General features: G+C 74.0%; 16 protein-coding genes. 7 read left to right on the top strand and 9 right to left on the bottom strand.

Features of this window, described 5'->3' with window-relative positions; all coding sequences use genetic code 11:
* Positions 1-12: 12 nt before the first annotated feature.
* The 5 genes from V6U77_RS19520 to V6U77_RS19500 all read right to left on the bottom strand — a co-directional run bounded on the left by V6U77_RS19520 (position 13) and on the right by V6U77_RS19500 (position 4,312).
* Positions 13-660: a CatB-related O-acetyltransferase gene (locus V6U77_RS19520; RefSeq protein ID WP_334607768.1), complete on the bottom strand. Its 648-nt coding sequence runs from the start codon at positions 658-660 to the stop codon at positions 13-15.
* A 139-nt stretch (positions 661-799) separates the two neighbouring features.
* On the bottom strand, positions 800-1,552 hold the full coding sequence (locus V6U77_RS19515) for an alpha/beta hydrolase (RefSeq protein WP_334607767.1): 753 nt from the start codon (positions 1,550-1,552) through the stop codon (positions 800-802).
* A 30-nt stretch (positions 1,553-1,582) separates the two neighbouring features.
* On the bottom strand, positions 1,583-2,137 hold the full coding sequence (locus tag V6U77_RS19510; RefSeq protein WP_442934462.1) for a hypothetical protein: 555 nt from the start codon (positions 2,135-2,137) through the stop codon (positions 1,583-1,585).
* 219 nt (positions 2,138-2,356) lie between these two features.
* Positions 2,357-4,006 (bottom strand): glycoside hydrolase family 10 protein, encoded by a 1,650-nt coding sequence (locus V6U77_RS19505; RefSeq protein WP_334607765.1) that lies wholly within the window; start codon positions 4,004-4,006, stop codon positions 2,357-2,359.
* A gap of 138 nt (positions 4,007-4,144) precedes the next feature.
* On the bottom strand, positions 4,145-4,312 hold the full coding sequence (locus V6U77_RS19500) for a hypothetical protein (protein WP_334607764.1): 168 nt from the start codon (positions 4,310-4,312) through the stop codon (positions 4,145-4,147).
* Between the two features lie 494 nt (positions 4,313-4,806).
* Between V6U77_RS19500 and V6U77_RS19495 the strand changes: the two genes are divergently transcribed.
* Both V6U77_RS19495 and V6U77_RS19490 read left to right on the top strand, forming a co-directional pair.
* Entirely contained in the window at positions 4,807-8,205 is a 3,399-nt protein-coding gene (locus tag V6U77_RS19495; RefSeq protein WP_442934463.1) for a discoidin domain-containing protein, read from the top strand.
* A 141-nt stretch (positions 8,206-8,346) separates the two neighbouring features.
* Positions 8,347-10,695, top strand: coding sequence for an AbfB domain-containing protein (locus tag V6U77_RS19490; protein ID WP_334607759.1), 2,349 nt, complete (start codon positions 8,347-8,349; stop codon positions 10,693-10,695).
* 39 nt (positions 10,696-10,734) lie between these two features.
* Here V6U77_RS19490 and V6U77_RS19485 read toward each other — a convergent pair whose 3' ends face one another.
* Together V6U77_RS19485 and V6U77_RS19480 are read right to left on the bottom strand one after the other, a co-directional pair.
* Positions 10,735-13,578, bottom strand: coding sequence for a M48 family metalloprotease (locus V6U77_RS19485; protein ID WP_334607757.1), 2,844 nt, complete (start codon positions 13,576-13,578; stop codon positions 10,735-10,737).
* On the bottom strand, positions 13,575-14,036 hold the full coding sequence (locus V6U77_RS19480) for a hypothetical protein (protein ID WP_334607756.1): 462 nt from the start codon (positions 14,034-14,036) through the stop codon (positions 13,575-13,577). The genes V6U77_RS19485 and V6U77_RS19480 overlap by 4 nt, the downstream gene beginning before the upstream one ends.
* A gap of 162 nt (positions 14,037-14,198) precedes the next feature.
* Between V6U77_RS19480 and recD2 the strand changes: the two genes are divergently transcribed.
* The gene (recD2, locus tag V6U77_RS19475; protein WP_334607755.1) at positions 14,199-16,403 is read left to right on the top strand and encodes an SF1B family DNA helicase RecD2; all 2,205 of its coding nucleotides are present in this window, start codon (positions 14,199-14,201) and stop codon (positions 16,401-16,403) included.
* 131 nt (positions 16,404-16,534) lie between these two features.
* Here the strand turns inward: recD2 and V6U77_RS19470 are convergent, their stop codons facing one another.
* A complete protein-coding gene (locus V6U77_RS19470) occupies positions 16,535-18,112 on the bottom strand; it encodes a helix-turn-helix domain-containing protein (RefSeq protein WP_334607754.1) in 1,578 nt (525 codons plus the stop codon).
* Between the two features lie 135 nt (positions 18,113-18,247).
* On the opposite strand from V6U77_RS19470, the gene V6U77_RS19465 reads away from it, so the two are divergent.
* The 4 genes from V6U77_RS19465 to V6U77_RS19450 all read left to right on the top strand — a co-directional run bounded on the left by V6U77_RS19465 (position 18,248) and on the right by V6U77_RS19450 (position 21,836).
* Complete coding sequence (locus V6U77_RS19465) at positions 18,248-19,510, top strand: NAD(P)/FAD-dependent oxidoreductase (RefSeq protein ID WP_334607753.1); 1,263 nt, start codon at positions 18,248-18,250, stop codon at positions 19,508-19,510.
* A gap of 217 nt (positions 19,511-19,727) precedes the next feature.
* Positions 19,728-19,931 (top strand): TetR/AcrR family transcriptional regulator C-terminal ligand-binding domain-containing protein, encoded by a 204-nt coding sequence (locus V6U77_RS19460; RefSeq protein WP_334607752.1) that lies wholly within the window; start codon positions 19,728-19,730, stop codon positions 19,929-19,931.
* Positions 19,932-20,008: 77 nt separating this feature from the next.
* Positions 20,009-20,752 carry an N-acetyltransferase gene (locus V6U77_RS19455; RefSeq protein WP_334607751.1) on the top strand — a complete coding sequence of 248 codons (744 nt, stop codon included), beginning with the start codon at positions 20,009-20,011 and terminating at the stop codon, positions 20,750-20,752.
* A gap of 295 nt (positions 20,753-21,047) precedes the next feature.
* Positions 21,048-21,836, top strand: a complete 789-nt coding sequence (locus tag V6U77_RS19450) for a class I SAM-dependent methyltransferase (protein WP_334607750.1) — start codon at positions 21,048-21,050, stop codon at positions 21,834-21,836.
* 86 nt (positions 21,837-21,922) lie between these two features.
* Here the strand turns inward: V6U77_RS19450 and V6U77_RS19445 are convergent, their stop codons facing one another.
* A complete protein-coding gene (locus V6U77_RS19445) occupies positions 21,923-23,137 on the bottom strand; it encodes a peptidoglycan DD-metalloendopeptidase family protein (protein ID WP_334607749.1) in 1,215 nt (404 codons plus the stop codon).
* Between the last annotated feature and the right edge of the window lie 282 nt (positions 23,138-23,419).

Here is a 23,419-nt window from a genome sequence, read left to right as displayed (position 1 = left end):
CCCGGACCTTCGCTACCGACGCCCGGGTGCCGCCGCCGCCAGGGCGTCGATGCCGCCGGACATGATCGTGCGGAGGTGCTCGGTGAGGTGCGGGAGCGGCCAGTCCCACCAGGCCAGCGCCAGCAGACGGACGACGTCCTCGTCGCTGTAGCGGCGGCGGATGAGCCGGGCCGGGTTGCCGCCGACGACGCCGTAGTCCGGGACGTCGTCGACGACGACGGAACCGGAGGCGACGATCGCCCCGTGGCCGATGCGGACTCCGGGCATCACCATGGCGCCGTAACCGAGCCAGACGTCGTTGCCCACGACGGTGTCACCCCGTCCGGGCAGGCCGGTGACGAGGTCGACGTGCTCGGCCCAGGAGCCGCCCATGATCGGGAAGGGGAACGTCGAAGGGCCGTCCAACCGGTGGTTGGCGCCGTTCATGATGAACCGCACACCCTCGCCCAGTGCGCAGAACTTCCCGATGACCAGCTTCTCCGGCCCGTAGTGGTACAGCACGTTGCGGGTCTCGAAGGAGGTCGGGTCGTCCGCGTCGTCGTAGTAGGAGAACTCGCCGACCTCGATGAGCGGAGAGGTGACCAGTGGCTTCAACAACACCACCCGCGGCTGCCCGGGCACCGGATGCAGGACGCTCGGATCGGCGGGGACGCCTGCCATCACGAATCACTTCCCCTCGGGCGCGGGTCGGCGTACCCACGATCGCAAGATCCCCGCCGCGAACTGCGGTGTCGGGTGCCCGTGTCCCTGGTCGGCAGACTCCCGCGGGCGGCCCCGGAGCGGATGGCAGGGGGCCCGGTCACCGGGCCAGCCGCCGCGAGACCCAGTCGGCCGCCTGCCCGACCACCCGCCGGGACTCGTCGGTGTGGTCCAGCATGTCGAACCCGTGCTGCCCGCCCGGCACGTCGACGACCTCCACCCGTACGCCGGCGTCGCCCGCCGCGTCGAGGAACGCCGCGACCGTCTCGGCCAGCTCCTCACGCTCCCGGCCGACCCGGGTGAGCAACAGCGGCGGCACGGGCGCACCCGGCTCGCCGAGCGCCGTGGCCGGCGCGAAGCGCGGGTCGACGCCCCAACCCGGCATCGGCGCGAGGAGCGGGTACGTCAACGCCACCGCCCGCAGCCAGGAAGGCCGGTCGCGCAGCCAGTCCGTGCTCAACAGCCCCCCGCCGGAGAAGAACCAGAGGGCGATCCGCTCGCCGTCGACGCGCGGGTCGGCGCGCACCCGGTCCACCACCGAGGCGACGTCGAGGGCGGCCGTGGCGCAGTCGGTGACGGGACCCTGCGGACCGGCGACGACGCGCATCCGGTGCTCGACGGTGACGGCCAGGAGGCCGAGGTCGGCGAGAAGGCAACCGTAGCCGCGGTAGACCGGCCAGTCGCGGGGACCCACCTGCAGGTCGTCCGGTAGCGGTCCACCGTGGACGAGGACCACGGCGGGGTGCGGACCGCCGCCGTCCGGTACGTACCAGTCGAGGTTCGCCTCCCGCTCGTGCGGGCGTGCGGCCGGCGTCAGCACGAAGGGGCGAAGGAAGCTCGGCGTCTCGTCCACGATCACAGTCTGGCACGGCCCGGCCACGGATCAGGCCCCGGTTCCGGGTGCCTCCGGCGGTGGCAGCGGCAACTCGACGGCGGCCACCGTCTCGGCCCGCACGCCCGAATGCGCCGGCGGCGGCATGTCGGCCCGCGCCGAGCGGCTGTGCACCCGGCCCTTGCCGGTCGGGTCCGGGCGCCTGCTGACCTCGCAGGCCACCATCAGGATCGGCGCGGGCGGCGGGGCCAGCCGGCCCGCGCCCCAGCGCACCCAGAGCGGGATCCGCCCCGCGTCTGCCTCGGCGAGCAGCTTCTCCCAGGTGCGGCGGCGCGTACCGTGATCGACCTCGACGACGACCGGTGGCCCGTCCGGGCGGGCACAGGCGACGTCGAGCACCGACTGCTGCGCGGACATCGGCGGCGGCAGCGGCAGCACGCTCGACGCCCGCCGGTAGACCCGCCACCCCTGCTCCGCCGCCCAGTCGACCACCGCGTCGATCAGGCGGGCGGTGACCTCGTCCGTGGTCAGGTCGGTGAACGTGACCGCGTCGAGCCGGTCGGCCAGCGACGCCGCCAACCGCTCCCCGTCCGCACCGTCCACCACCGCCGCAGGGTAGCCCGCGCGATCGGCCCGCCTCGCCAGCGGGTCGGCCCGCCTCGCCAGCGGGGCGGCACGAGGGCGAGCGCCCCGGGCACTGGGTCGCCCCCGTGCTCGGTCCGCCGCACCACCCGGACACCGACGCAGATCCGGGGGGCGGCCCTCCCGACGTGCGAGGTGCTACAAGGGAGCGATGGAGCTGCCGCCGGACGGCGCCCCGGCGCGCTACCGCGCGTCGACGGAGATCGGCGCGCTGATCGGGCCCTCGTTGCCGCTGCGGTCCAGGCCGGACACGCAGTAGGACAGCGGTCGACCGGTGGGTGCGGTGCGGTCGACCCAGCCGGCACCCCGGGCGGCGCCGACCAGCCGGGCCGCGTCGCCGTCCACGCGGTAGACGGCGAAGCTCGTCGCGCCGTCGCCGCGCCAGGCCAGCGTCACCCCGCCGGTGTCCGCGCGCCGCGCGTCGGTGACCGTGGGAGCGGCCGGCGGCGCCGCCGGCAGCTGCGCCATCGCGGGCACCAGCGCCGGGCCCGCGTAGTGGGCGCCGCTGTACCGGCTGACCGCCCCGAGCTTGTCGGCGCGCACCTGGGCGGCGCTGAAGTGCACGCTTCCACTCACGCCGTACCGGCGGTTGAGGGCGAGCTGGCGGTCCAGCTCGGCCGGGTCGCGCCAGGCCCCGCGCTCGCCCACCCGGTAGTCGGCCTGGCCGATGTAGAGCTGCACCCGGGTGCCCCGCACCGTGGCCGCCCACCACGGCAGCAGCTTGGCGTAGTCGGCCCTGCCGAACCCGATGTGCCAGTAGAGCTGCGGCACGACGTAGTCCAGCCACTGCTCCCGTACCCAGAGCCGGGTGTCGGCGTGGATGTCGTCGTAGCTCTGCAACCCGGCCGTCGCCGAGCCGGCCGGGTCGGTGCGCTCGTTGCGCCAGATGCCGAACGGGCTGATGCCGAACTTCACCCACGGCTTGATCGCCTTGATCCGCTCGCTCATCTCGCGCACCAGCGTGTTGACGTTGTCCCGGCGCCAGGCGTGCTTGTCGGTGAACCCCCGGCCGTACCGGGCGAACGTCGCGTCGTCCGGGAAGTCCTGCCCGGCCTCGGGGTACGGATAGAAGAAGTCGTCGAAGTGCACCCCGTCGACGTCGTAGCGCTGGACCGCCTCCAGCATCGCGTCCTCGACGAACGCGCGTGCCTCCGGGATGCCGGGGTTGAAATAGAGGCGGCTGCCGGGCCGGTCGGCGCTGGGATAGGTCACCACCCAGTCGCGGTGCCGTCGCAGCGGGTGCGTCGGCGCGAGCCGGTCCAGCCTCGGGCCGGGCCCGCCCACCGTGGCCGGCTGCCCGCCCCGGTACGGGTTGAACCAGGCGTGGAACTCCAGGTTGCGGGCGTGCGCCTCGGCGACCATGAACTCCATCGGGTCCCAGCCCGGGTCGCGGCCGTCGCGTCGCCCGGTCAGCCACTCCGACCATGGCGCGTACGCCGACGGCCAGAGCGCGTCCCCGCTCGGGCGCACGTGCACGAAGACCGCGTTGTGGTTGCGCCGCACCGCCAGGTCCAGCCAGCCCCGGAGCTCCGCCCGCGCCGACTCCGCCGGCAACCCGCGCCGGCTCGGCCAGTCGATGTTGTTCACGGTCGTGATCCACATGCCGCGCAGCTCGCGGGGCGCTCGGACCGCCCGACCGGCGCAGGTGGGGACGGCGTCCGCCCGGGCGGCGCCCGACGCCGCGCCGGCCTCGGGCCACGGTGGGGCGTCCTCGCCGCCGATTCGGCCCCGCAGCGACCAGGCGCCGAGCCCGATCACCACGGCGAGCACGGTGACCACCGCCACGAGCGGCTGGGTGCGACGACGGCGGGTGGGCGACTCGGTGGTGGGCATCGTCCCAGTCTGCACAGTCCGGCCCCACCCGGTGAACCGGTCGGAGCACTACTCGACGGTCGGACGAGGCGGGCCGCCGGCACGGTGGCGCGGTCCCGTCAGGTGGCGGATCTGGTGCGCAGGCTCCCGCCCGTGCGCCTAGTGGCGGTCGGCCTCGTCGGCGCAGGCGCGATCGGTGTCCCGGGAGACGAACGGGCTGCGCATGCGGGTCATCGCGTCCGCGCTGACGTCCACCGCCTGAGCGCGTTCGCGGTCGGGGTGCGCGTCTCCTGCCGACTCGAAGGGGTTCAGGGTGGGCGGCGTCATATCTGCCAACACGTACTCCAAGATTTCGCAGGGCGGCGCAGAACGGATTCGCTGGCAGCCGCAGGCCGGGAAGGTGGCGGGTGGTCTGGGCGTGGCCTCGGCCACGCGTACCCGCTCCCACAGCCTACCTCTCCCGCGTCCCCGTCGCAGACGGTGCGGCGTCGACCGGCGCTCGGCCGACGCACCGCACCGGGGCCGGCGGTGGCGCCGGGCGGCGTCCGGGACTTTTGATCGTCCGGACAAAAGTTGAGACGATCTCGCGCAAACATCTAGACATTTAGATTTAAGAATCATAATGTTTGCCTGACCAGGCAGCGGCGTGCCAGGCCAACCATCAGGACATGACAACGATGTCCGTTCGATGTCCGGGCCCGCCGCTGAGCCCGAGCGCCGCGTCGACGACGTACGTCGTTGTCCCGCTCCCCTGGAGGAGAAGAATGCCCGGACCGTCCCGACGAGCACGCGTGCCCATCGCGAGCGCCATCGCCGCGGTGATGGCGGTCACCGGCCTGTGGCTGTCCCCGCCGGGCGCGGCCGCCGCTGCGCCCCCGCAGGAACCCGGCGTCACCCTGCGCGTCTTCGACCTGCAGGTGCCGCTGGAGAGACTCTGCACCCTCAAGGCCGGCCAGACCCCGAACGTCGACAAGCTCATGCCGACGATCAACTGGACGACCGCGGCCGACTTCGGCATCGAGGACCAGTTCCTGGTCCACGTCCTCGGCAACGTCAACGTCACCCAGGCCGGGCGCTACACCTTCCGGCTGATCAGCGACGACGGGTCACGCCTGCTGATCGACGACACGCTGATCGTCGACCACGACGGCGCGCACGGCCCGGCGCCGAAGGACGGCGCGGTCGACCTGACCGTCGGAACCCACTCCCTGCGCATCGAGCACTTCGAGCGTACGGGCGGCCAGCAGCTCACGTTGCAGTGGCAGCCACCGGGCTCCAGCGCGTTCGTGGACGTGCCGAACTCCGCGCTGAGCACCGACGCCGGCGTCGTCCGGGTGACCGCACCCGGCCGCAAGGAGTGCGAGGCCAATGGCGACTCCCCCGGCGACGGGCTGCCGCTCACCTCGGTGCACCCCAACTACACCCTGACCGACCTGCGCCCGAGCGGCTTCCAGCCGCAGGTGACCGGGTTCGACTGGTTCCCCGACGGCCGCCTGGCCGTGGCCACCTGGGGTGGTTCCCTGACCAGCGTGGGCGAGGTGTGGATCCTGGGCAACGTCACCGGCACCACCAGCCCCGCGCAGGTGACCCGGCAGCGGGTGGCGAGCGGGCTGCAGGAGCCGATGGGACTCAAGATCGTCGACGGCAAGATCTACGTCGCGGAGAAGGCGAAGCTCACCGAGCTCAACGACACCAACGGCGACGGGGTGACCGACCAGTACCGCACCGTGGCCACCTGGCCGTTCGGCAGCAACTTCCACGAGTTCGGCTTCGGCCTGCTCTACCGGGACGGGTACTTCTACCTCAACCTCTCGGTGTCCATCAACTACGGTGGGGCCACGACCGACCCGCAACCGGCGCCGAACCGGGGCACGACCGTCAGGGTGAACCGGAGCACCGGCGCGATCGACTACGTGGCCGGCGGCCTGCGTACGCCCCACGGCATCGGCTGGGGCCCCGAGGGTGGCATCTTCGTCACCGACAACCAGGGTGGCTGGCTGCCGTCGTCGAAGCTCGTGCACGTCAAGCAGGGGCGCTTCTTCAACCACTACATGAATCCGCCCGGGCCGTTCGACGACAACCCGGTCGTCCAGCCGGTGCTCTGGATGCCGCAGAACGAGATCGGCAACTCGCCCAGCACCCCGGTCATGCTGACCCAGGGCGCCTTCGCCGGGCAGATGGTCATCGGCGACGTGACCTACGGCGGGCTCCAGCGCGCCTACCTGGAGAAGGTCAATGGCGAGTACCAGGGTGCGCTGTTCCGGATGACCCAGGGCCTGGAGGCGGGGGTGTCCGAGGTGAGCGTCGGCCCCGACGGCGCCATCTACACCGGCGGCCTGCACGGCGGCGGAAACTGGGGGCAGGACGGCAAGCTCAGTTACGGCCTGCAGAAGATCGCCCCGAACGGCGCCAACCACTTCGACATGCGGGCGATGCGGGCGCTGCCCAACGGCTTCGAGATCGAGTACACCCAGCCGCTGTCGGCGGCGACCGCCACGGCGCTGGCCACCAGGTACCGGGTGAAGCAGTGGCGCTACGTGGCGACGGCCGCGTACGGCGGGCCGAAGATCGACGAGGAGAGCCTGCCGGTCTCGTCGGCCAGCCTGTCGCAGGACGGCAGGACGGTCACGCTCGTGATCAACGGCCTCAAGCCCGGTCGGGTGGTGCACATCCGATCGCCCAGGCCGTTCGCGGCCAGCAACGGTCAGTCGCTGTGGAGCACCGAGGCGTGGTACACGCTCAACGCCATCCCGGGTCAGCAGCCGCCCGTGAACCTCGCGCTGGGCAGGGCGGCGACGGCCGACAGTTCCTGCTCGGCCACCGAGCGCCCGGCCAAGGCCGTCAACGGAACGGTCACCAGCGGCAACCTCGACAAGTGGTGTTCGACGGGCACGAACAAGTGGCTGCGGGTCGACCTCGGCGCCACCCAGAGCGTCAGCCGCTTCGTCGTCAGGCACGCCGGCGCCGGCGGGGAGAACACCGCCTGGAACACCCGCGACTTCACCATCCAGACCAGCACCGACGGCACGACGTGGACGACGACGACCAACGTCACCGCCAACACCGCCAGCACCACCACCCACGACGTCTCCCCCACCCAGGCCAGATACGTCCGACTCAACGTCACCAAGCCCACCAGCACCACCGACAACGCGGCCCGGATCTACGAGTTCGAGGCCTACGGTGGGCAGGCCGCCACCATGAACCTCGCGCTGGGCAGGGCGGCGACGGCCGACAGTTCGTGTTCGGCCACCGAGGGCCCGGCGAAGGCTGTGAACGGCAGCGTGACCGGCGGGAACAGCGACAAGTGGTGCTCGTCGGGCACGAGCAGGTGGCTGCGGGTCGACCTCGGCGCCACCCAGAGCGTCAGCCGCTTCGTCGTCAGGCACGCCGGCGCCGGCGGCGAGGACACCGCCTGGAACACCCGCGACTTCACCATCCAGACCAGCACCGACGGCACGACGTGGACGACGACGACCAACGTCACCGCCAACACCGCCAGCACCACCACCCACGACGTCTCCCCCACCCAGGCCAGATACGTCCGACTCAACGTCACCAAGCCCACCAGCACCACCGACAACGCGGCCCGGATCTACGAGTTCGAAGCCCACGGCTCCGGAGTCGACACCGGCCGGGTCACGCTCCTCGACGGGTCCAGCCTCGACAACTTCGAGTCCGCCAACGGCACCCCCGCGACGTGGCCGCTGGCCAAGGGCGGGGTGGAGGTTCTCGGCGGCGACATCCGCAGCCGGCGGAGCTTCGGCGACTTCCGGCTGCACGTCGAGTTCTGGCTGCCCAACCTCCCGCCGGACGTCACCGGTCAGGCCCGCGCGAACAGCGGGATCTACCTGCAGGACCGCTACGAGCTCCAGGTCCTGGACTCCTTCGGCGACACCACCCCGGCCAACGACGAGGGTGGCGCCATCTACGGAAAGATCGCGCCGTCGGTCAACGCGGCCACCGCCCCGGAGACGTGGCAGACCTACGACGTCACCTTCCGCGCGGCCCGCTTCGACAGTGCCGGAGCCAAGACGGAGAACGCCCGGGTCACGGTCGTGTGGAACGGCGTCACCGTCCACGACAACGCGGTGATCAACGGGCCCACGGGCAACGGCGCCCCGGAGGGTCCCTCCGTCGGGCCGATCCGGCTGCAGGACCACGGCGACCCCGGCCTCAACGTCCACTACCGCAACATCTGGGTCGAGCCGCTGAGCTGACCGCGCCACCCGCGGCAGGACGGCCCGCGCGGGTCGTCCTGCCCCGGCCTACACCGCCGTACGCCCGATCCCGGAGAGCCCCCGTCCCGTCGCACGGGCGCGTCCCCGCGCCCGCGCCGACCCGTCCACATCGGAGACGGCATGACACGTCGCGCCCGCATCCGCACCCTGCCGCTCACGGCCGCCCTCACCCTGCTGGCCGCCCTGCTCGCGCCGGTGTCCCCGGCCCGGGCGGCCCCCGCGAAGACGCCCCCACTGACCACGCCGTGGACCAGCCAGGCCCTCACCGGCACGCCCCTGCCGGAATACCCGCGACCGCAGATGACCCGGCCCGACTGGCTCAACCTCAACGGTGAGTGGCAACTCCGCCAGTCCGCCACCAACGACGCCCCGCAGTTCGGCACGAACCTCCCCGAGCGGGTGAACGTGCCGTTCCCGGTGGAGAGCGCCCTGTCCGGCGTGCAGCGCGCCGCGAACGACAACCGCCACTACCTGTTCTACCGGCGCACCTTCACCGTGCCGGCCGACTGGTCCGGACGCCGGACGCTGCTGCACTTCGGAGCGGTCGACTGGCAGGCCACCGTGTGGGTCAACGGCGCTCAGGTCGGTGGGCACAGCGGGGGCTACGACGCCTTCACGTTCGACGTCACACCGCATCTGAACGGTGGCACGAACGAGATCGTGGTGAAGGTGTGGGATCCGACGGACAGCCGTCAGGACGGCAGCCTGCCGCCGATCGGCAAGCAGACCAAGAGCCCGGGCGGGATCTTCTACACCCCGAACTCCGGCATCTGGCAGACCGTCTGGTTGGAGCCGGTGCCGACCGCGTCGATCAGCCGCGTCGACGTGTACCCGAACCTGTCCAGCAACACGCTACGGGTGCGGGTGTTCACCCGGGGGAACGTCGCCGGGCACAGTGTGCTGGCCGAGGCGCTGGACGGGACCACGGTGGTCGGCTCTGCCGCCGGTGGCTTCACCGAATTCAGCGTGCCGGTGCCGAACGCCCGCCGGTGGTCCCCGGACGATCCGTTCCTCTACGGCCTACGGGTGACGCTGCGCGACCCGGGCGGCGCCCGGACGGACCGGACGACGCACTACTTCGGGATGCGGGAGATCAGCACCGGGATGGTCGGCGGGGTGCTGCGTCCGAAGCTCAACGGCCAGTTCGTGTTCCAGGCGGGCACCCTCGACCAGGGGTACTGGCCGGACGGGCTCTACACCGCCCCCACCGACGCGGCGCTCGCCTTCGACCTGCAGAAACACAAGGACCTCGGGTTCAACATGGTCCGTAAGCACATCAAGGTCGAACCGCAGCGGTGGTTCTACCACGCCGACCGCCTCGGCCTGCTGGTGTGGCAGGACGTCCCGTCCTTGACCGCGCAGGACGTCAACGCCGACGACGCCCAGCAGGCGCAGTTCGAGGCCGAGGCGCGGGAGGTCGTCGACGAGCACCGCAGCAGCCCGGCGGTGGTCGCGTACACCGTCTACAACGAGGGCTGGGGCGAGCGCGCGCTCGCCGACACCCGGCGGGTCGGGCAGAACGTGAACAACCAGGACCCGACGCGCCTGGTGAACGTGCACAGCGGCCACAACTGCTGCCAGTCCCTGGGCGACCCGGGCAACGGTGACATCGACGACTGGCACGCCTACCTCGGCCCCGCGTCGCCGAGCCCGTCGGCCTCCCGGATCGCCGTGCTCGGTGAGTTCGGCGGCCTGGGCCTGCGGACGCCGGGGCACGAGTACAGCCCCAGCGGCAGCTTCTTCGCCTACGAGTGGCAGCCGAACTCCACCGCCCTGACCGACCGGTACGTCGGGCTGGTGCAGGGCACCCGGAACCTGATGCTCGGCAAGGGCCTCAGCGCCTCGGTGTACACCGAGATCACCGACCTCGAAGGCGAGTTGAACGGCTTCCTCACCTACGACCGCCGGATCGTCAAGATGGTCGAGTCCCGGGTCCGGGCGGCGAACCAGGCGCTCATCGACGCCTCCAGGTCGCTCGGCGACAACCAGCCGGTGGCGCTGCCGCTGAACACACGACGGTCGTTGCAGGTGACCACGCCCGGACACATGGGGAGGTACCTGCGGCACCGCGACAGCCTCGCCTACACCGAGATCGTCGACGCGGGCAGCACGGCGCTGCTCAAGAACGACGCCACCTACACGATCCGGGCGGGGCTGGCCGACGCAAGCTGCTACTCCTTCGAGTCGGTCAACTTCCCGGGGCAGTACCTCCGGCACGCCGAGTCCCGGGTCCGCAACTCGCCGAACGACGGCTCGGCGCTGATGCGCGCCGACGCCACCTGGTGCGCCCGCACCGGGCTGACCGGTAGCGGGGTCTCGCTGGAGTCGTACAACTTCCGGGGCTCGTTCCTGCGCCACTTCAACTCCGAGGTGTGGCTCAGCGACGGCGCCGGCGGCACGGCCTACGACACGCCCACCCTCTGGAGCGCGGACAGCACCTGGAACGTCGCCGCGCCCTGGGCGCCGTGAGGACCGGACGCGCGCCGGCCGCGCCAACGCCCAGGTCGGTCAGTCGCCCAGTCCCGCCACCGCGGCCTCGACCGCCGCACCGAGCAGCCGCTCGTCCAGGGGCTCCGAAACGGCGTTGGCGTAGACGGTCACCAGGTTGTGTCCCGCCCGGACGATCACAAAGGCCGACCGCCCGGTGATCCGGGCCCGTCCGCTGCCCGCGCTCAGCCGGTAGTCCACCCGCCAGGACTGCTCGCCGAGCGCGGGTGGCGGCTGCGCGTCGACCGCGAACCGCACCGCCGCGCCGTCCGTGCCCCGGGCGGTGAAGCGGGGGCAGGCCCGGCGCGCCGACTCCGCCTCCGCGAGCACCGAGGCGGGCACCGGTTCGGCGTGGGACCTGATCTCGATCACCAGTTCGGCCGACGCGGTGGCGGTCAGGCCGGGCGCCGTGGCGTAGCGGGCCCGCTCCCGGACCCGTTCGGCGCCGCCGAGCCGGTCCAGGTAGGAGTCCTCGGCCAGGGGCCGGCAGGCCGACGGGTCTATCCGGGAGCCGCCGCCTTCAGCCCGGTCGGGTGGCACCCGCCAGCCCCGGGGCAGCACCGCCCCGACCGCGCCGGCCCCCCGGCGGCCCTCCGCCGGGGTGACCGGTCGGCGGGGGTGGGCCCGCCCCGGCGCGGACCGCGTGGGCCCCGGGGTGGCATCGGGCGCCGGCGGGTCGACCGGAGCCGTCGACGCCGCCGCGGCTCCGGTCCGACCGGCAACCGGAAACGGGGCGTACGTCCCGGGGATCCCCGGCCCGAGCACCGCCACCGCGAGCAGGGCCGCCAGCACCGCGACCGCCGCGACGGGCGCCCGGGCGCCGCCCGGCGAGGACGGGGCCGGTCCGGGCACGGCCGGCCGGGACACCAGGAACGGCAGGGTGACCGCGACGAGGTGGCCCAGCCAGGCCAGCGGGGCCAGCAGGTGCGCCTCGGCGGTGTCCCACCCGTCCGCCCGTCCGGTCGCCAGGGCGTGTGCGTACTGCAACAGCGCCGCCGCCGTGCCGGCCGCCCAGCCGGCGGTCAGCGCCCGGCCGACACCGGCGCGGCGGCCGAGCGCGAGTACCACCAGGACCGCCCAGCCGGTGAGCGCGCAGAGCAGCCAGCGCTGTTGGGCCTGCCGGTTCGCCTCGGCCAGAGTGTGCGGCGGGAACAGCTCGGTCCGCCACACGGCGGCTCCGGCACCGATCAGCACGGCGGTCAGGACCGCCGCCACGACCCCCCGGTCCCACCGGCGCGGCGGGCGTCGGCGCCCCTGCCCGGCCCCGCGCAGCAGCAGGCCGACCAGCACCGGTACCAGCAGCGCGAGCAGCGGCCAACCGCTGCGGGGCAGCGCGAAGACCAGCCAGTTGCGGGCCGCGTGGCCGTCGGTCGGCACGGACGCCAGCGCCGGCAACGGCCAGAGGACCGCGACACCGGCGGCGGCCGCCACCAGGTAGGTGGCCGTACGCCAGCCGACCGACCCGGGCCGGCGGGCGACCACCAGTCGTGCCAGCAGCACGCAGAGGCCGGCCACCGACGCGGCGAGTGGCCCCGCGAGCGCGGCGACGAGCAGCGCGACGGAGACGTCCGGCCGGGCAGAGACGCCCGAGCTGCCCGGAACCGGCAGTGCGGTGGCGAGGAACGCCGTCACGGCGAAGCCGATGGCCGCGCCGAGAACGGGTCGCCACCAGCCGGCCGGCCCGGCGGCGGCCCGGCGGACCAGCGCGGGCAGCAGTCCGAGGCTCAGCAGGACGGCGCCGACACAGACCGCGACGGGCGGGCCCACGGCCGCCTGCGCGGTCAGGAAGAGGTCACGCACCAGGGCGTCGGCGGCGCCCGTCGCCAGCATCGCGACCGCGCCGACCGCCAGCCCGTGGGTCAGGCCGCCCGGCGGGTCCGCCGGCCGGCCCAGCGCCGCCGCCCGGGTCGCCGGATCCGGATGTCGGGCGAGCAGCCGACGCCGTCGCGTGGGACCCGCCGTCCCGGCGCGCAGCAGAGCGGCCAGACGCTCGGCGTGGCCGGCACTGGCGGCGTACCGGTCGGCTTCCCGCTCGCGCCGCCGCAGCAGCCCGGCCGCCAGCAGGGCGGTCAACACCGCGACGACCGTCGCCCGGCCGAGGGCCGTCAGGTAGGTGGCGTTCGGCCCGAAGAAGGCCACCTCGAGCAGGCCTGCGGCGAGCACCGCCGGCACCGGCAGCCAGATCAGGGCCCGGACGGCCGACGCCCAGGCCACGTCCCGGGCGAGGACGTGCGCGAGTTCGTGCGCCACCACGGGGTCGAACCGCGCCGGGTCGCCGTGGGCCACCGCGACGGCCGCCGGGAGCACCACCGTCGGCCGGCCGACCACGCCACCGGTGGTGTACGCCTGCCGTACGGGCGGGGCGGCGACGACCAGCCTCGGCCGGTGCCGGGCGGCCAATCCGTTGCGGCCGCAGAGATCGGCGAAGCGTTCCTGCGCGCCCGGCACGGTGAGCCGGCGGCGAAGCCGACGCCGGTCGGCCAGCGGCAGGACCAGGACGAGCGCCCCCGCCGCGCCCAGCGCGATCCCCGCCCCGGCGAGCATGACCACTCCCCGCCGGCGGAACTGCCCGGCCAGGCAGCGGTCGCGGGCGGCCGACTGCGCCGCCGCCTCGATCGGATGGGCCCGGGTGCAGACGTCAACGGCGGCCGCCCAGGGCCGGGAGAGCGAGCGGTCGGCGAGGAAGTAGAGCCCACCCGCGCTGATCCCGACGCTGATCAGGGACGCCAGCACGAGGGCGTAGAGCCAGCCGAGCCGGTCCGGCGGTAGACGTGGGCCGGGGCCGACGCCGACCTCGCCGCCAGTTGTGCCGTTCGCGGCCGTACCGCCGTCGTGGTGGGTCCCGCCGACGCCGGGCCCGGTCATGCGTCCGGCGGATCGACCATCGCGCCGACGGCCGCGTCGGCGAGCAGTTCCGCCCTGCCAGGGTCCAGGCCCAGCGCCAGCGCGTGCCGGTGGCACGCCTCGCGCAGTCGACGCGCCTGCTCGGGATCCAGGCCCGGTCCGGCGTCGGTCGGGGCGGGCAGCTCGCGGCGACGGCGACGCAGCAGGCCGGCCCGGGCGGTGGCGGCGCCGAGGACCAGGACCTCGCCCACGGCGGCGGCCACCACCTGGAGCACGAGTTCGGTGACCAGGGTGACGTCGATGCCGAAGCCGACCCCACCCTGCGGGACGGACCAGCTCACGTGTCCCTTCGACAGCTGCCGCCGCCAGCCGGCGGCCACCTCGTCGAAGACCGGAAGTTCCTCGGGGGCGATGCGACCGACCGCCGCGTGGGCAGCGCCCACGACCAGATCGGCGCCGACGTTCTCAGGCTCGGTCACGATGCCATCGTGCCGGTACGGCGCCACCGAGGAAGCCCGACAGTCAGGTTCCCGGCACCCGGATCGCCGTCGCCGCCCCGGGTCCGGCCCGCCGCGTCGGGTTGGACACCCGTCCCGCCGGGCCGGCGGCGCCCCCGCGTCGGCAGGAGGCAGGATGGGCGGGTGACTGCCCCCACCCGCCCGCCGTCGGCCGTGCTGGACGCGGTGCTCGAGCGGTTGACGTACGTCAACGAGGAGACCGGCTACACCGTCGCCCGGGTGGCCACCGACCGCGGCAGCGACCTACTCACGGTGGTCGGCGCGCTGCTGGGAGCCCAGCCGGGCGAAAGCCTGCGCCTGTCCGGCCGGTGGTCGTCGCACCCGCAGTACGGCCGGCAGTTCGAGGTGCACTCGTACACCACCGTCCTGCCGGCCACGATCCAGGGCATCCGCCGCTACCTCGGTTCCGGGCTGGTCAAGGGCATCGGCCCGGTGTTCGCCGAGCGGATCGTCGCCCACTTCGGCCTCGACACGCTCCGCGTCATCGAGGAGGAGCCGGCCCGCCTGGTCGAGGTGCCCGGTCTGGGGCCGAAGCGCACCGCGAAGATCACCGCGGCGTGGGAGGAGCAGAAGGCCATCAAGGAGGTCATGGTCTTCCTCCAGGGTGTCAGCGTGTCCACCTCCCTGGCCGTGCGGATCTTCAAGCAGTACGGCGACGCCTCCATCAGGGTGGTGCGCGACGAGCCGTACCGGCTGGCGGCCGACGTGTGGGGCATCGGCTTCAAGACCGCGGACACCATCGCCCAGGCCGTCGGGATCCCGCACGACAGCCCGCAGCGGGTCAAGGCCGGCCTGCAACACACCCTGTCGGAGGCCACCGACGACGGGCACTGCTACCTGCCCCACCCCCGGCTGGTCGACGACGCGGTCAAGATCCTCAATGTGCCCGCCGGCCTCGTCACCGCCTGCCTCGACGAACTCGTCGGCGAGGAGGGGGTGGTCCGCGAGACGCTGCCGGGACCGGACGGCGAGCCCACGGCGGCGGTCTACCTGGTGCCGTTCCACCGCGCCGAGCAGTCCCTCGCCGGGTCCCTGCTGCGGCTGCTGCGTGACCGCGCCGACCGGCTGCCCCACTTCACCGGCGTCGACTGGGGCAGGGCACTGGCCTGGCTGAAGGCCCGCACCGGCACCGAGCTGGCCGCCGAGCAGGAGCAGGCGGTCCGCCTCGCCCTCACCTCCCGGGTGGCCGTACTGACCGGCGGGCCCGGCTGCGGCAAGAGCTTCACCGTCCGCTCGATCGTCGAACTCGCCGCCGCGAAGAAGGCCAAGGTGACCCTCGTCGCGCCGACGGGACGCGCCGCTAAGCGACTGTCGGAGCTGACCGGGCATCCGGCGGCCACGGTGCACCGGCTGTTGCAGCTGCGCCCCGGTGGGGAGGCCAGCCACGACCGAGACAATCCCCTCGACGTCGACCTGCTCGTCGTCGACGAGGCGTCCATGCTGGACCTCATCCTGGCGAACAAGCTCGTCAAGGCCGTACCGCCCGGCGCGCACCTGCTGCTCGTCGGCGACGTCGACCAGCTCCCCTCCGTCGGCGCCGGCGAGGTCCTGCGGGACCTGCTCGCCGCCCCGGCCATCCCCCGGGTCCGGCTGACGCGGGTGTTCCGCCAGGCCGCGGAGTCCGGGGTCGTCACCAACGCCCACCGCATCAACGCCGGCAGGCCGCCCCTGCTCGAGGGCCTGAGCGACTTCTTCCTGTTCGCCTGCGACGACACCGAGGCCGCCGCCGCGCTGACCGTGGACGTCGCCTGCGCCCGGATCCCCGCCCGCTTCGGCCTCGACCCGCGCCGCGAGGTCCAGGTCCTCACCCCCATGCACCGCGGCCCGGCCGGCGCGGCGGCGTTGAACACGCTGCTCCAGCAGCGGCTCACCCCGGCCCGCGAGGGGCAGCACGAGCGCCGCCTGGGTGGACGGGTGTTCCGCGTCGGCGACAAGGTCACCCAGATCCGCAACAACTACGACAAGGGCCAGGCCGGCGTCTTCAACGGCACCGTCGGCATCGTCACCGCCTTGAGCCCCGAGGAGCAGACCCTGACCGTACGCACCGACGAGGACGAGAGCATCGACTACGACTTCGACGAACTCGACGAACTCGCCCACGCGTACGCCATGACGATCCACCGCTCGCAGGGCTCCGAGTATCCGGCCGTCGTCATCCCGCTGACCACCAGCGCGTGGATGATGCTGCAACGCAACCTGCTCTACACCGCCGTCACCCGCGCCAGGAAGCTCGTCGTCCTGGTCGGTTCCCGCCGCGCCCTCGCCGCCGCCGTGCGCACCGTCGGCGCCGGGCGCCGCCACACCGCGCTGGACCACCGTCTCGCCTGAGCGGGCCGAGGTCCCGGCACCGCCGCCGGCCCCAGCCGAGGCCCTCGGGCAGGGCCGCGCGGCCGCCGGGCGGCTCGACGGGGAGTCGCCGGGTCCGCTCGCTGCCCCGGCCCGCCCTGCGGGGGCGGCTGTCACCCCGTCGGTCGCGGCGGGGACAGGGTGGGGCTCAGCGCCGCGAGCTGGATCTGCAACGCCAGCCGCGTACGCGGCGATTCCAGGTCGATCGGGACGACCTCGGTGAGGCGGCGTAGCCGGTACCGGAGCGTGTTGGGATGCACGTGCAGCTGCCGCGCGGCCCTCTTCGGGTCGCCCTGCTGGTCGAGCCAGGCGGCGACCGTCGCGACGTAGTCGGTGCCGTGCTCCCGGTCGTGGGCCACGAGGCCGGGCAGCGGCCCACCCACCAGCAGGTCGACGGCGGGCACCGCGGCGACCACCCGGTGCACGACCACCTCGGCCCACTGGTCCTCGAACCGCAGCACCGGGCTGCGGCGCCCGGTCGGGGCGCGCAACGCGAGCAGCTCCGCCGCCTCGGCGCGCGACCGCGGCAGCTCCGCCAGGTCCCGGGCGACACCGCCGGAGGCGGCGTACAGCCCCGGGTCGTGCGCGGCGACGTCGTGGACCAGCTTCTCCATCCACCGCCGCGACCCCGGCGCGGCGCCCTCGTCGGCCAGGACGGCGAACAGGACGTTCCCCACGTCTGCCAGCAGCGGCTGGCGCCAGCCGTGCCGGCGGCTGATCGACTCCCACAGGGCGAGGTTGTCGACCATCTCCCCTGCCCCGCCGTGCGCGCCGAGTGCGACGACCCGCCACGGTCCCTCGGGCAGCGCCAGTTCCTCGCGTCCCGTCCCGCCGGGGGTCCGCAGGACGGCCCGCAGGCGGTCGGCCGACACCCGGCGCGCGACGTCGGCCTGCACGCGCAGGCGCAGCAGGTGCAGGGCGAGCACGGACGCGGTGCCCTGCAGGTCGCGCAACCGCCTCTCCGGCACCGGTCCCTCGACGACGGCCCAGATCGAGCCGAGCAGCTCCCCTCCGGCGCGGATGGGGATGATGAGGCGGGGCAACGTCCCGTCCGGCCCCTGCGGCACGAAGATCAACTCACTGCCCGTCGCGAGCTTGCGGAAGACGCCCCGGGAACGGAAGTGGGCGATGACGTTGCCGGGGGCCCGACGGCCGACGATCGTCGACACGCGGGCCGGGTCGGTGCGGTCCTGGCGCGACGAGTACGCGAGCACCCGGGACTGGGCGTCCTCGATCGTCACCGGCGCGTCGACGACGGCGGCGGTCGCGTCGGCGAGGGCGAACAGCTCGTCGTACACGCCGGGTTCCCCGGTCTCCGGCGAGCCGGGCGCGACGGCCCGGTCGATGACCCCGCGGAGCAGCCAGACGAGCTGGGCCCACGAGCCGTGGCGCTGCAGCTCGACCAGGGTCAGTCGCCGCTCGGTGGCGGCCGACGTCACGTCCGGGTGCGCGGCCAGCGGCGGCTTGAGCACGAGGCCGGCCGCCCCGGCCTCGTGGCAGCGCGCGACGACGGTGAGGGCCTGGGCCGTGGTCACGACGCCCGCACCGAGGACGAGGTCCCCGCTCTGGCCGGTCGTGGCGTCGTCGAGTTCGGCGAGGGTCACGTCGCGTACCTCCGCCTCGTCGGCGGGAACGACGATCTTGAGCAACGCGGCACCGGCCGCGTCCACCACGCCAGCCACGGTGAGCATGCCGCGATTGTGCCCCGCTCTTGTGCGCCGGGGCCAATGACCTGGGCGATCCTTGGCCGCAACGGACAATGACCTCTCGGCCCGACGGGGACAGGATTGGCCGCAATCCCTGTTGCGCCTGAAGGAGAAAACGACATGTCCCCCGTCGAGTCAGTGCCCGCCCCCCAGCACGTCGCCGTCGTCGGCGCGGGGATGGTCGGGCTGGCCACCGCCTGGTTCCTGCAGGAGCGGGGGGTCCGGGTCACCGTGCTCGACCGTACGGGCGTGGCGGCGGGCGCGTCGTGGGGCAACGCGGGCTGGCTCACCCCCGGCATCACCACTCCGCTGCCGGAGCCGGCTGTGCTGCGCTACGGGGTGCGCGCCGTGCTGAGCCCGTCCTCGCCGGTCTACGTGCCGCCGCGCGCGGACGCCCGGCTGCTGCGGTTCCTGGCCGGCTTCGCGCGGCACAGCACGCCGTCGAAGTGGCAGAGCGCGATGCGGGCCTTCATCCCGATGAACCGACGGGCGCTGGCGGCGTTCGACGCGCTGACGGAAGGCGGGGTCGCGGCGCCGACGCACGAGGCGAAGTCGTTCCTCGCGGCGTACCGGACCGAGGCCGAACGGACGGTCCTGCTCGACGAGCTGGCGCACATCCGCTCCGCGGGCCAGGAGATCGAGTTCGACGTGCTCAGCGGGGCCGAGGCGCGGGAGGTCGAGCCCTCGCTGTCGGACGCGGTCGGCGCCGCCATCCGCCTGCACGACCAGCGCTACGTCAACCCGGGGCAGTACGTGCACGCGCTGGCCGACTCCGTGCGGGCGCGGGGCGGGGCGATCGTGGCCGGGGTGGACGTCGTGGACGTCCGCGACGAGGCGGGCGGGGTCCGGGTGGTCACCTCCGCCGGCACCGACGAGCGCTACGACGCGGTGGTGCTGGCGACCGGCACCTGGCTCGGCCAGCTCGCCCGGCGGTTCGGCGTCCGCACCGTCGTGCAGGCCGGCCGCGGCTACAGCTTCAGCGTCGCGATCGAGCACCTGCCGGCCGGACCGGTCTACTTCCCCGCCCAGCGCGTGGCCTGCACGCCGCTGGGCGACCGGCTGCGCGTCGCCGGGATGATGGAGTTCCGCAGCGCCGAGGCGCCGCTGGACCGGCGCCGCATCTCGGCCATCGCCGAGGCCGCCCGACCCCTGCTGCGGGGCGCCGACCTGGACGCCCGTACCGACGAGTGGGTCGGGTCGCGGCCCTGCACCCCGGACGGCCTTCCCCTGATCGGCCGGACCCGGTCGCCGCGCGTCTTCGCCGCAGGCGGCCACGGCATGTGGGGCATCACCCTCGGTCCGCTCACCGGCGAACTGCTCGCCGAGCAGATCACCGGCGGCGGTCAGCCCGTGGAGCTGCTCCCCTTCGACCCGCTGCGCTGACGACGGGTTGCGCCCGGATCCGACGTGTCACCGGCTCGACACCGCTCGGCGACGCGACCCGGTTGGCTGGGACGGCGCCTGCCGGAGGGATGCCGCGGGCGGGCGGGAGACGGGCGGCCGCCCGTCTCCCGCCCGCGGTCCCCGGTCATCGACCCGCGACCCGCGACCCCCGTGCCGCCGAGGCGCTGCATCGCTTCTGTGCCGTACGCATCGCCGAGTGGGCTCCTGCGTCGGACAGGCCGTGCAGCGGGCGGAGCTGCCCGCCGGCACGGACGCGGCCGAAGTCGTCCGCGCCGTCTCGGCACCGCTCTGCTACGGCCTGCTCATCAGCGGAGATCCCGTCGACGAGGCCTCGGCGGACGGGCTGCCGAAGCGGCGGCGGCCGACCGTGCCGGCGTCTACACGTCGACGGATCCGCTGACCTGCGCGTCCGACGGCGCCGCCCGGGTCCCCCGAAACTGAGGTGCGCGCGCCGCCCCGGCGCTCTACGTTTCCGCCGTGACCCTCGACATCGTGAGCCTGGCGGACCGCCCCGACCTCGCCCGTCCGCTCGACGAGGGCTTCGACGGGGCGTGGCCGCCGTTCATGCTGTGGGACCCGATGGGCTCGCTGTACTACGGCGTCGCCCACGACCTGTATCCCCGGTTCGTGTTCGCCGCCGTCGACCCCGCCGATCCCGCACGACCGGTCGCCCGGGCGTACGCGGCGCCGTTTCGCTGGACGGAACCCGAGCTTCCCGACGGCGGCTGGGACCGGGTGATCCAGCGCTGCACCCTCGACCGCCTCACCGGTGCCGACACGAACATGGTCTCGGCCCTGGAGATCTGCATCCGGCCGGACCACCGGGGCACCGGGCTGTCCGCCGTGATGCTCGCCGCCATGCGCGAGGCCGTCGCGAAACTGGGCTACGACACGCTGGTCGCGCCCGTACGACCGAGCCGCAAGCACACCCGGCCCGAACTGCCCATGGAGGAGTACGCGGCGCAGGTCCGCGAGGACGGCCTGCCGGTCGACCCGTGGCTGCGGGTGCACGTCCGCGCGGGCGGGCGCATCGAACGCGTCGCCCCCCGGTCGATGACGATCACCGGAACGCTCGCCGACTGGCGGCGCTGGACGGGCCTGCCGTTCGACACCAGCGGGTCGGTCCACGTGCCCGGGGCCCTCGCGCCGGTGCACTGCGACGTGAGGCACGACCACGCGGTCTACGTCGAGCCCAACGTCTGGGTCAGCCACCGGCTCTAGGCCGTCGCGTCGCGCGCAGGAGGACGGCCTCGTCCCGGTGCCATCCGGGTCACGGCGGCGCGCGAGCTGCGCATCCTCGACGGCGTACGCGCAGACGCGCACCTCCCGCACCCGTCATCCCATCCCCGTGGTCGTCTCCCCGGACACTCCCGCGCCGGAGACCGGAGCCACGGGGCCCCTCCTCCTCGCAGTCCGGGGCCGAGCCGACCGGCCCGGCGGTTCGTCGGCGGCCCGGGTCGCGCTGCCCTGAGCAGAATCGCTCGCCTCGCGGGCCGTGGGACCGGAGGCTGGCGGCATGGGAGCGGGCTTCAGCGGTGAGGTGGCCACGTACTACGCGAGACACCGGCGCGGGTACCCGCCGGAGGTGATCGACGCCGTCGTCGGGGCCTTCGGTCTCGACGACGGCGACACGGTCGTCGACCTCGGCTGCGGCACCGGCCAGCTGAGCCTGCCGCTCGCCGCCCGGGTGGGCACGGTCGTCGGCGTGGATCCGGAGCCGGACATGCTGGCGTTGGCCCGCCGGGCCGCCCTCGACGCGGGAGCGACCAACGCCGCGTGGCTGCTCGGCGCCGACACCGACCTGCCCGTCCTGGGCCGGCTGCTGGGCGACGGGGCGGTCGGCGCCCTGTCTGTCGCCGTCGCGATCCACTTCATGGACCGCGAGGCGCTGTTGCGGGCCACCCGGCCGCTGCTGCGCCCCGGCGGTGGGATCGTCGTGATCACCAACGGCGCACCGCTCTGGTCACAGGACGCCGAGTGGTCCCAGACCCTGCGCGGATGCCTGGAAGGACTGCTCGGGCACCCCGTCACCGCGACGTGCCAGACCGACGCCGCCGGCCGCCGGCGCAACCGGGACGCCCTCGCCGCCGCCGGCTACCGGGTGGTGGAGTCGTCGGTGGAGTACGCCGCGCCGCTCACCGTGCACGACATGGTCGGCGGCGTCTTCTCCGCGATGTCACCCCGCCTGTTGCCCTCGCCGCCGGAGCGGGCCGCGTTCACCGCCGAGGTCCGCGACGCCCTCGGCGGGCGGGAGACGGTCACCGAGCGGGTCCACGTCTCGCTCCAGTTCGGCCTGCCCGGCTGACCCGCCCGACGCCCGGCCCCCCACGAGGCGCAGGGGCCGCGCCGAGATGGCGCGGCCCCTGCGTCGACGCTCCGGTCGGGTGCCGGTCAGCACCAACCGTTGATCGGGCCGTTCACCCCGCTGGCCAGGTAGGCGTCGGACACCCAGGTGCCGTCGCTCAGCCGGTTCCACAGCGCGGTGGTGCCGTACCGCCCGGCGTGGGAGGTGCCGTTGGCGGAGCAGGAGACGGTGACCGTGGCGCCGTCGCCGACCGATCCCCGCACGGCATAGCCGGTGCCGGGACCGGACCGCTTGTTCACCGAGCCCCCACCGTTGGCGTCGACCACCGCCTGGTTGAAGCCCAGCGCCCCGTAGTTGTAGAGGCCGGCGCCGGCGCCGGCCCAGGCCGAGCCGTGCCGCGCCCCGCCCTGGTAGGCGGCAGCGCCGTTGGCGAACTCCCACTTGCCGATGCTGTGGCCGGCGATGCCGACGTAGGCGCTGTTCTGCCGCAGCCCGAAGTGGACGTGCCGGCCGTACGCCGCCCCGCCGCAGGTGACGTCGGTGCCCGTGTAGCCCAGGTACGCGCCCTGGCCGACGGCGGCGCCGTTGACCGAGATGCTGCTCCACAGGTGGTAGTAGTCGGTCGAGTAGCCGCGGTCGTGGATCACCCGGATCCACCCCGTGCACATCGTGTACGCCGTGCCGGCCCGCGCCGCCCGGACCACCTGGTCGCCGCCGGCCAGGTCGATCGAGCTGTACGGCGCCTCGTAGCCGCCCCAGCCGTGCGGGCCGCTGGTCAGCGTCCACGTCTGGCCCACCGCGAAGGGCAGGGCCATCCCGGTGCGGTAGTCGCCGCCCGCCTGCATGGTGCCCGGCGTACGCGTGAAGGTCGCCTTCTCCTGCTTGTTCACCAGGGGCGACTCGGCGGCCAGCTCGCTGAACCCGGCCTCGCCGTCGAAGTTCACCCGCCACGTGCCGGCCTCGGCACGGGCGATGAAGATCGCGCCGGTCGGGTGGACGTCCTTCTCGTGGCCGGTGACGGCCACGGCCGTGCCGAAGGCCCACGTGCCGTTCTTGCGGGTGACGGTCACGCGGGTCTCGGAGCTCTCGGCGTGCTCCGCCTCGGAACTGTCGGCGCGTTCGGCGTGTTCCGCCGCCGAGGCCTGGACCTGCCCGCGGAGCTTGGCAGCCACGGCGTCCTCGACGCTCACCCGCACCGGATCCGGTGTGGGCTCGGCGGCGTGGGCGGCGGTGCCCGCGACCAGCAGCTCCGTCGCCAGCAGCGCCGTGGCGATGCCGGCCCACCGTCTGGTGTGCACCATTGACGACCTCTTTTCAATCGAAGGACATCGCTAAGTGGTGCTGACGATAGACAGAACGACGAATATTGTCTACATGTTGACCCGTCGGCAATGAAGGTTTGTTTCGCAGCCCCGCCGGACTGGCCCGTCGCCCGGTCGCCGCCGCCGCCCACCGCCGCGCGAGCCCTCCCGCGGGCTGACGCCGGCCGCCGGCCCGGGCCGGCACGGCCCGGGCCGTGGCGCCCCGCTCCCCGTGCCGCGGCCTACGGGCTGGTCCCGGGGGCCGGCTCCCGGGCGAGGGTG

Source organism: Micromonospora sp. CPCC 205546 (assembly GCF_036902715.1).
In the GTDB taxonomy this organism is placed as follows: domain Bacteria; phylum Actinomycetota; class Actinomycetes; order Mycobacteriales; family Micromonosporaceae; genus Micromonospora.
Note: the sequence above shows the minus strand (reverse complement) of the source record. Positions and strands in the feature narration are given on the sequence as shown.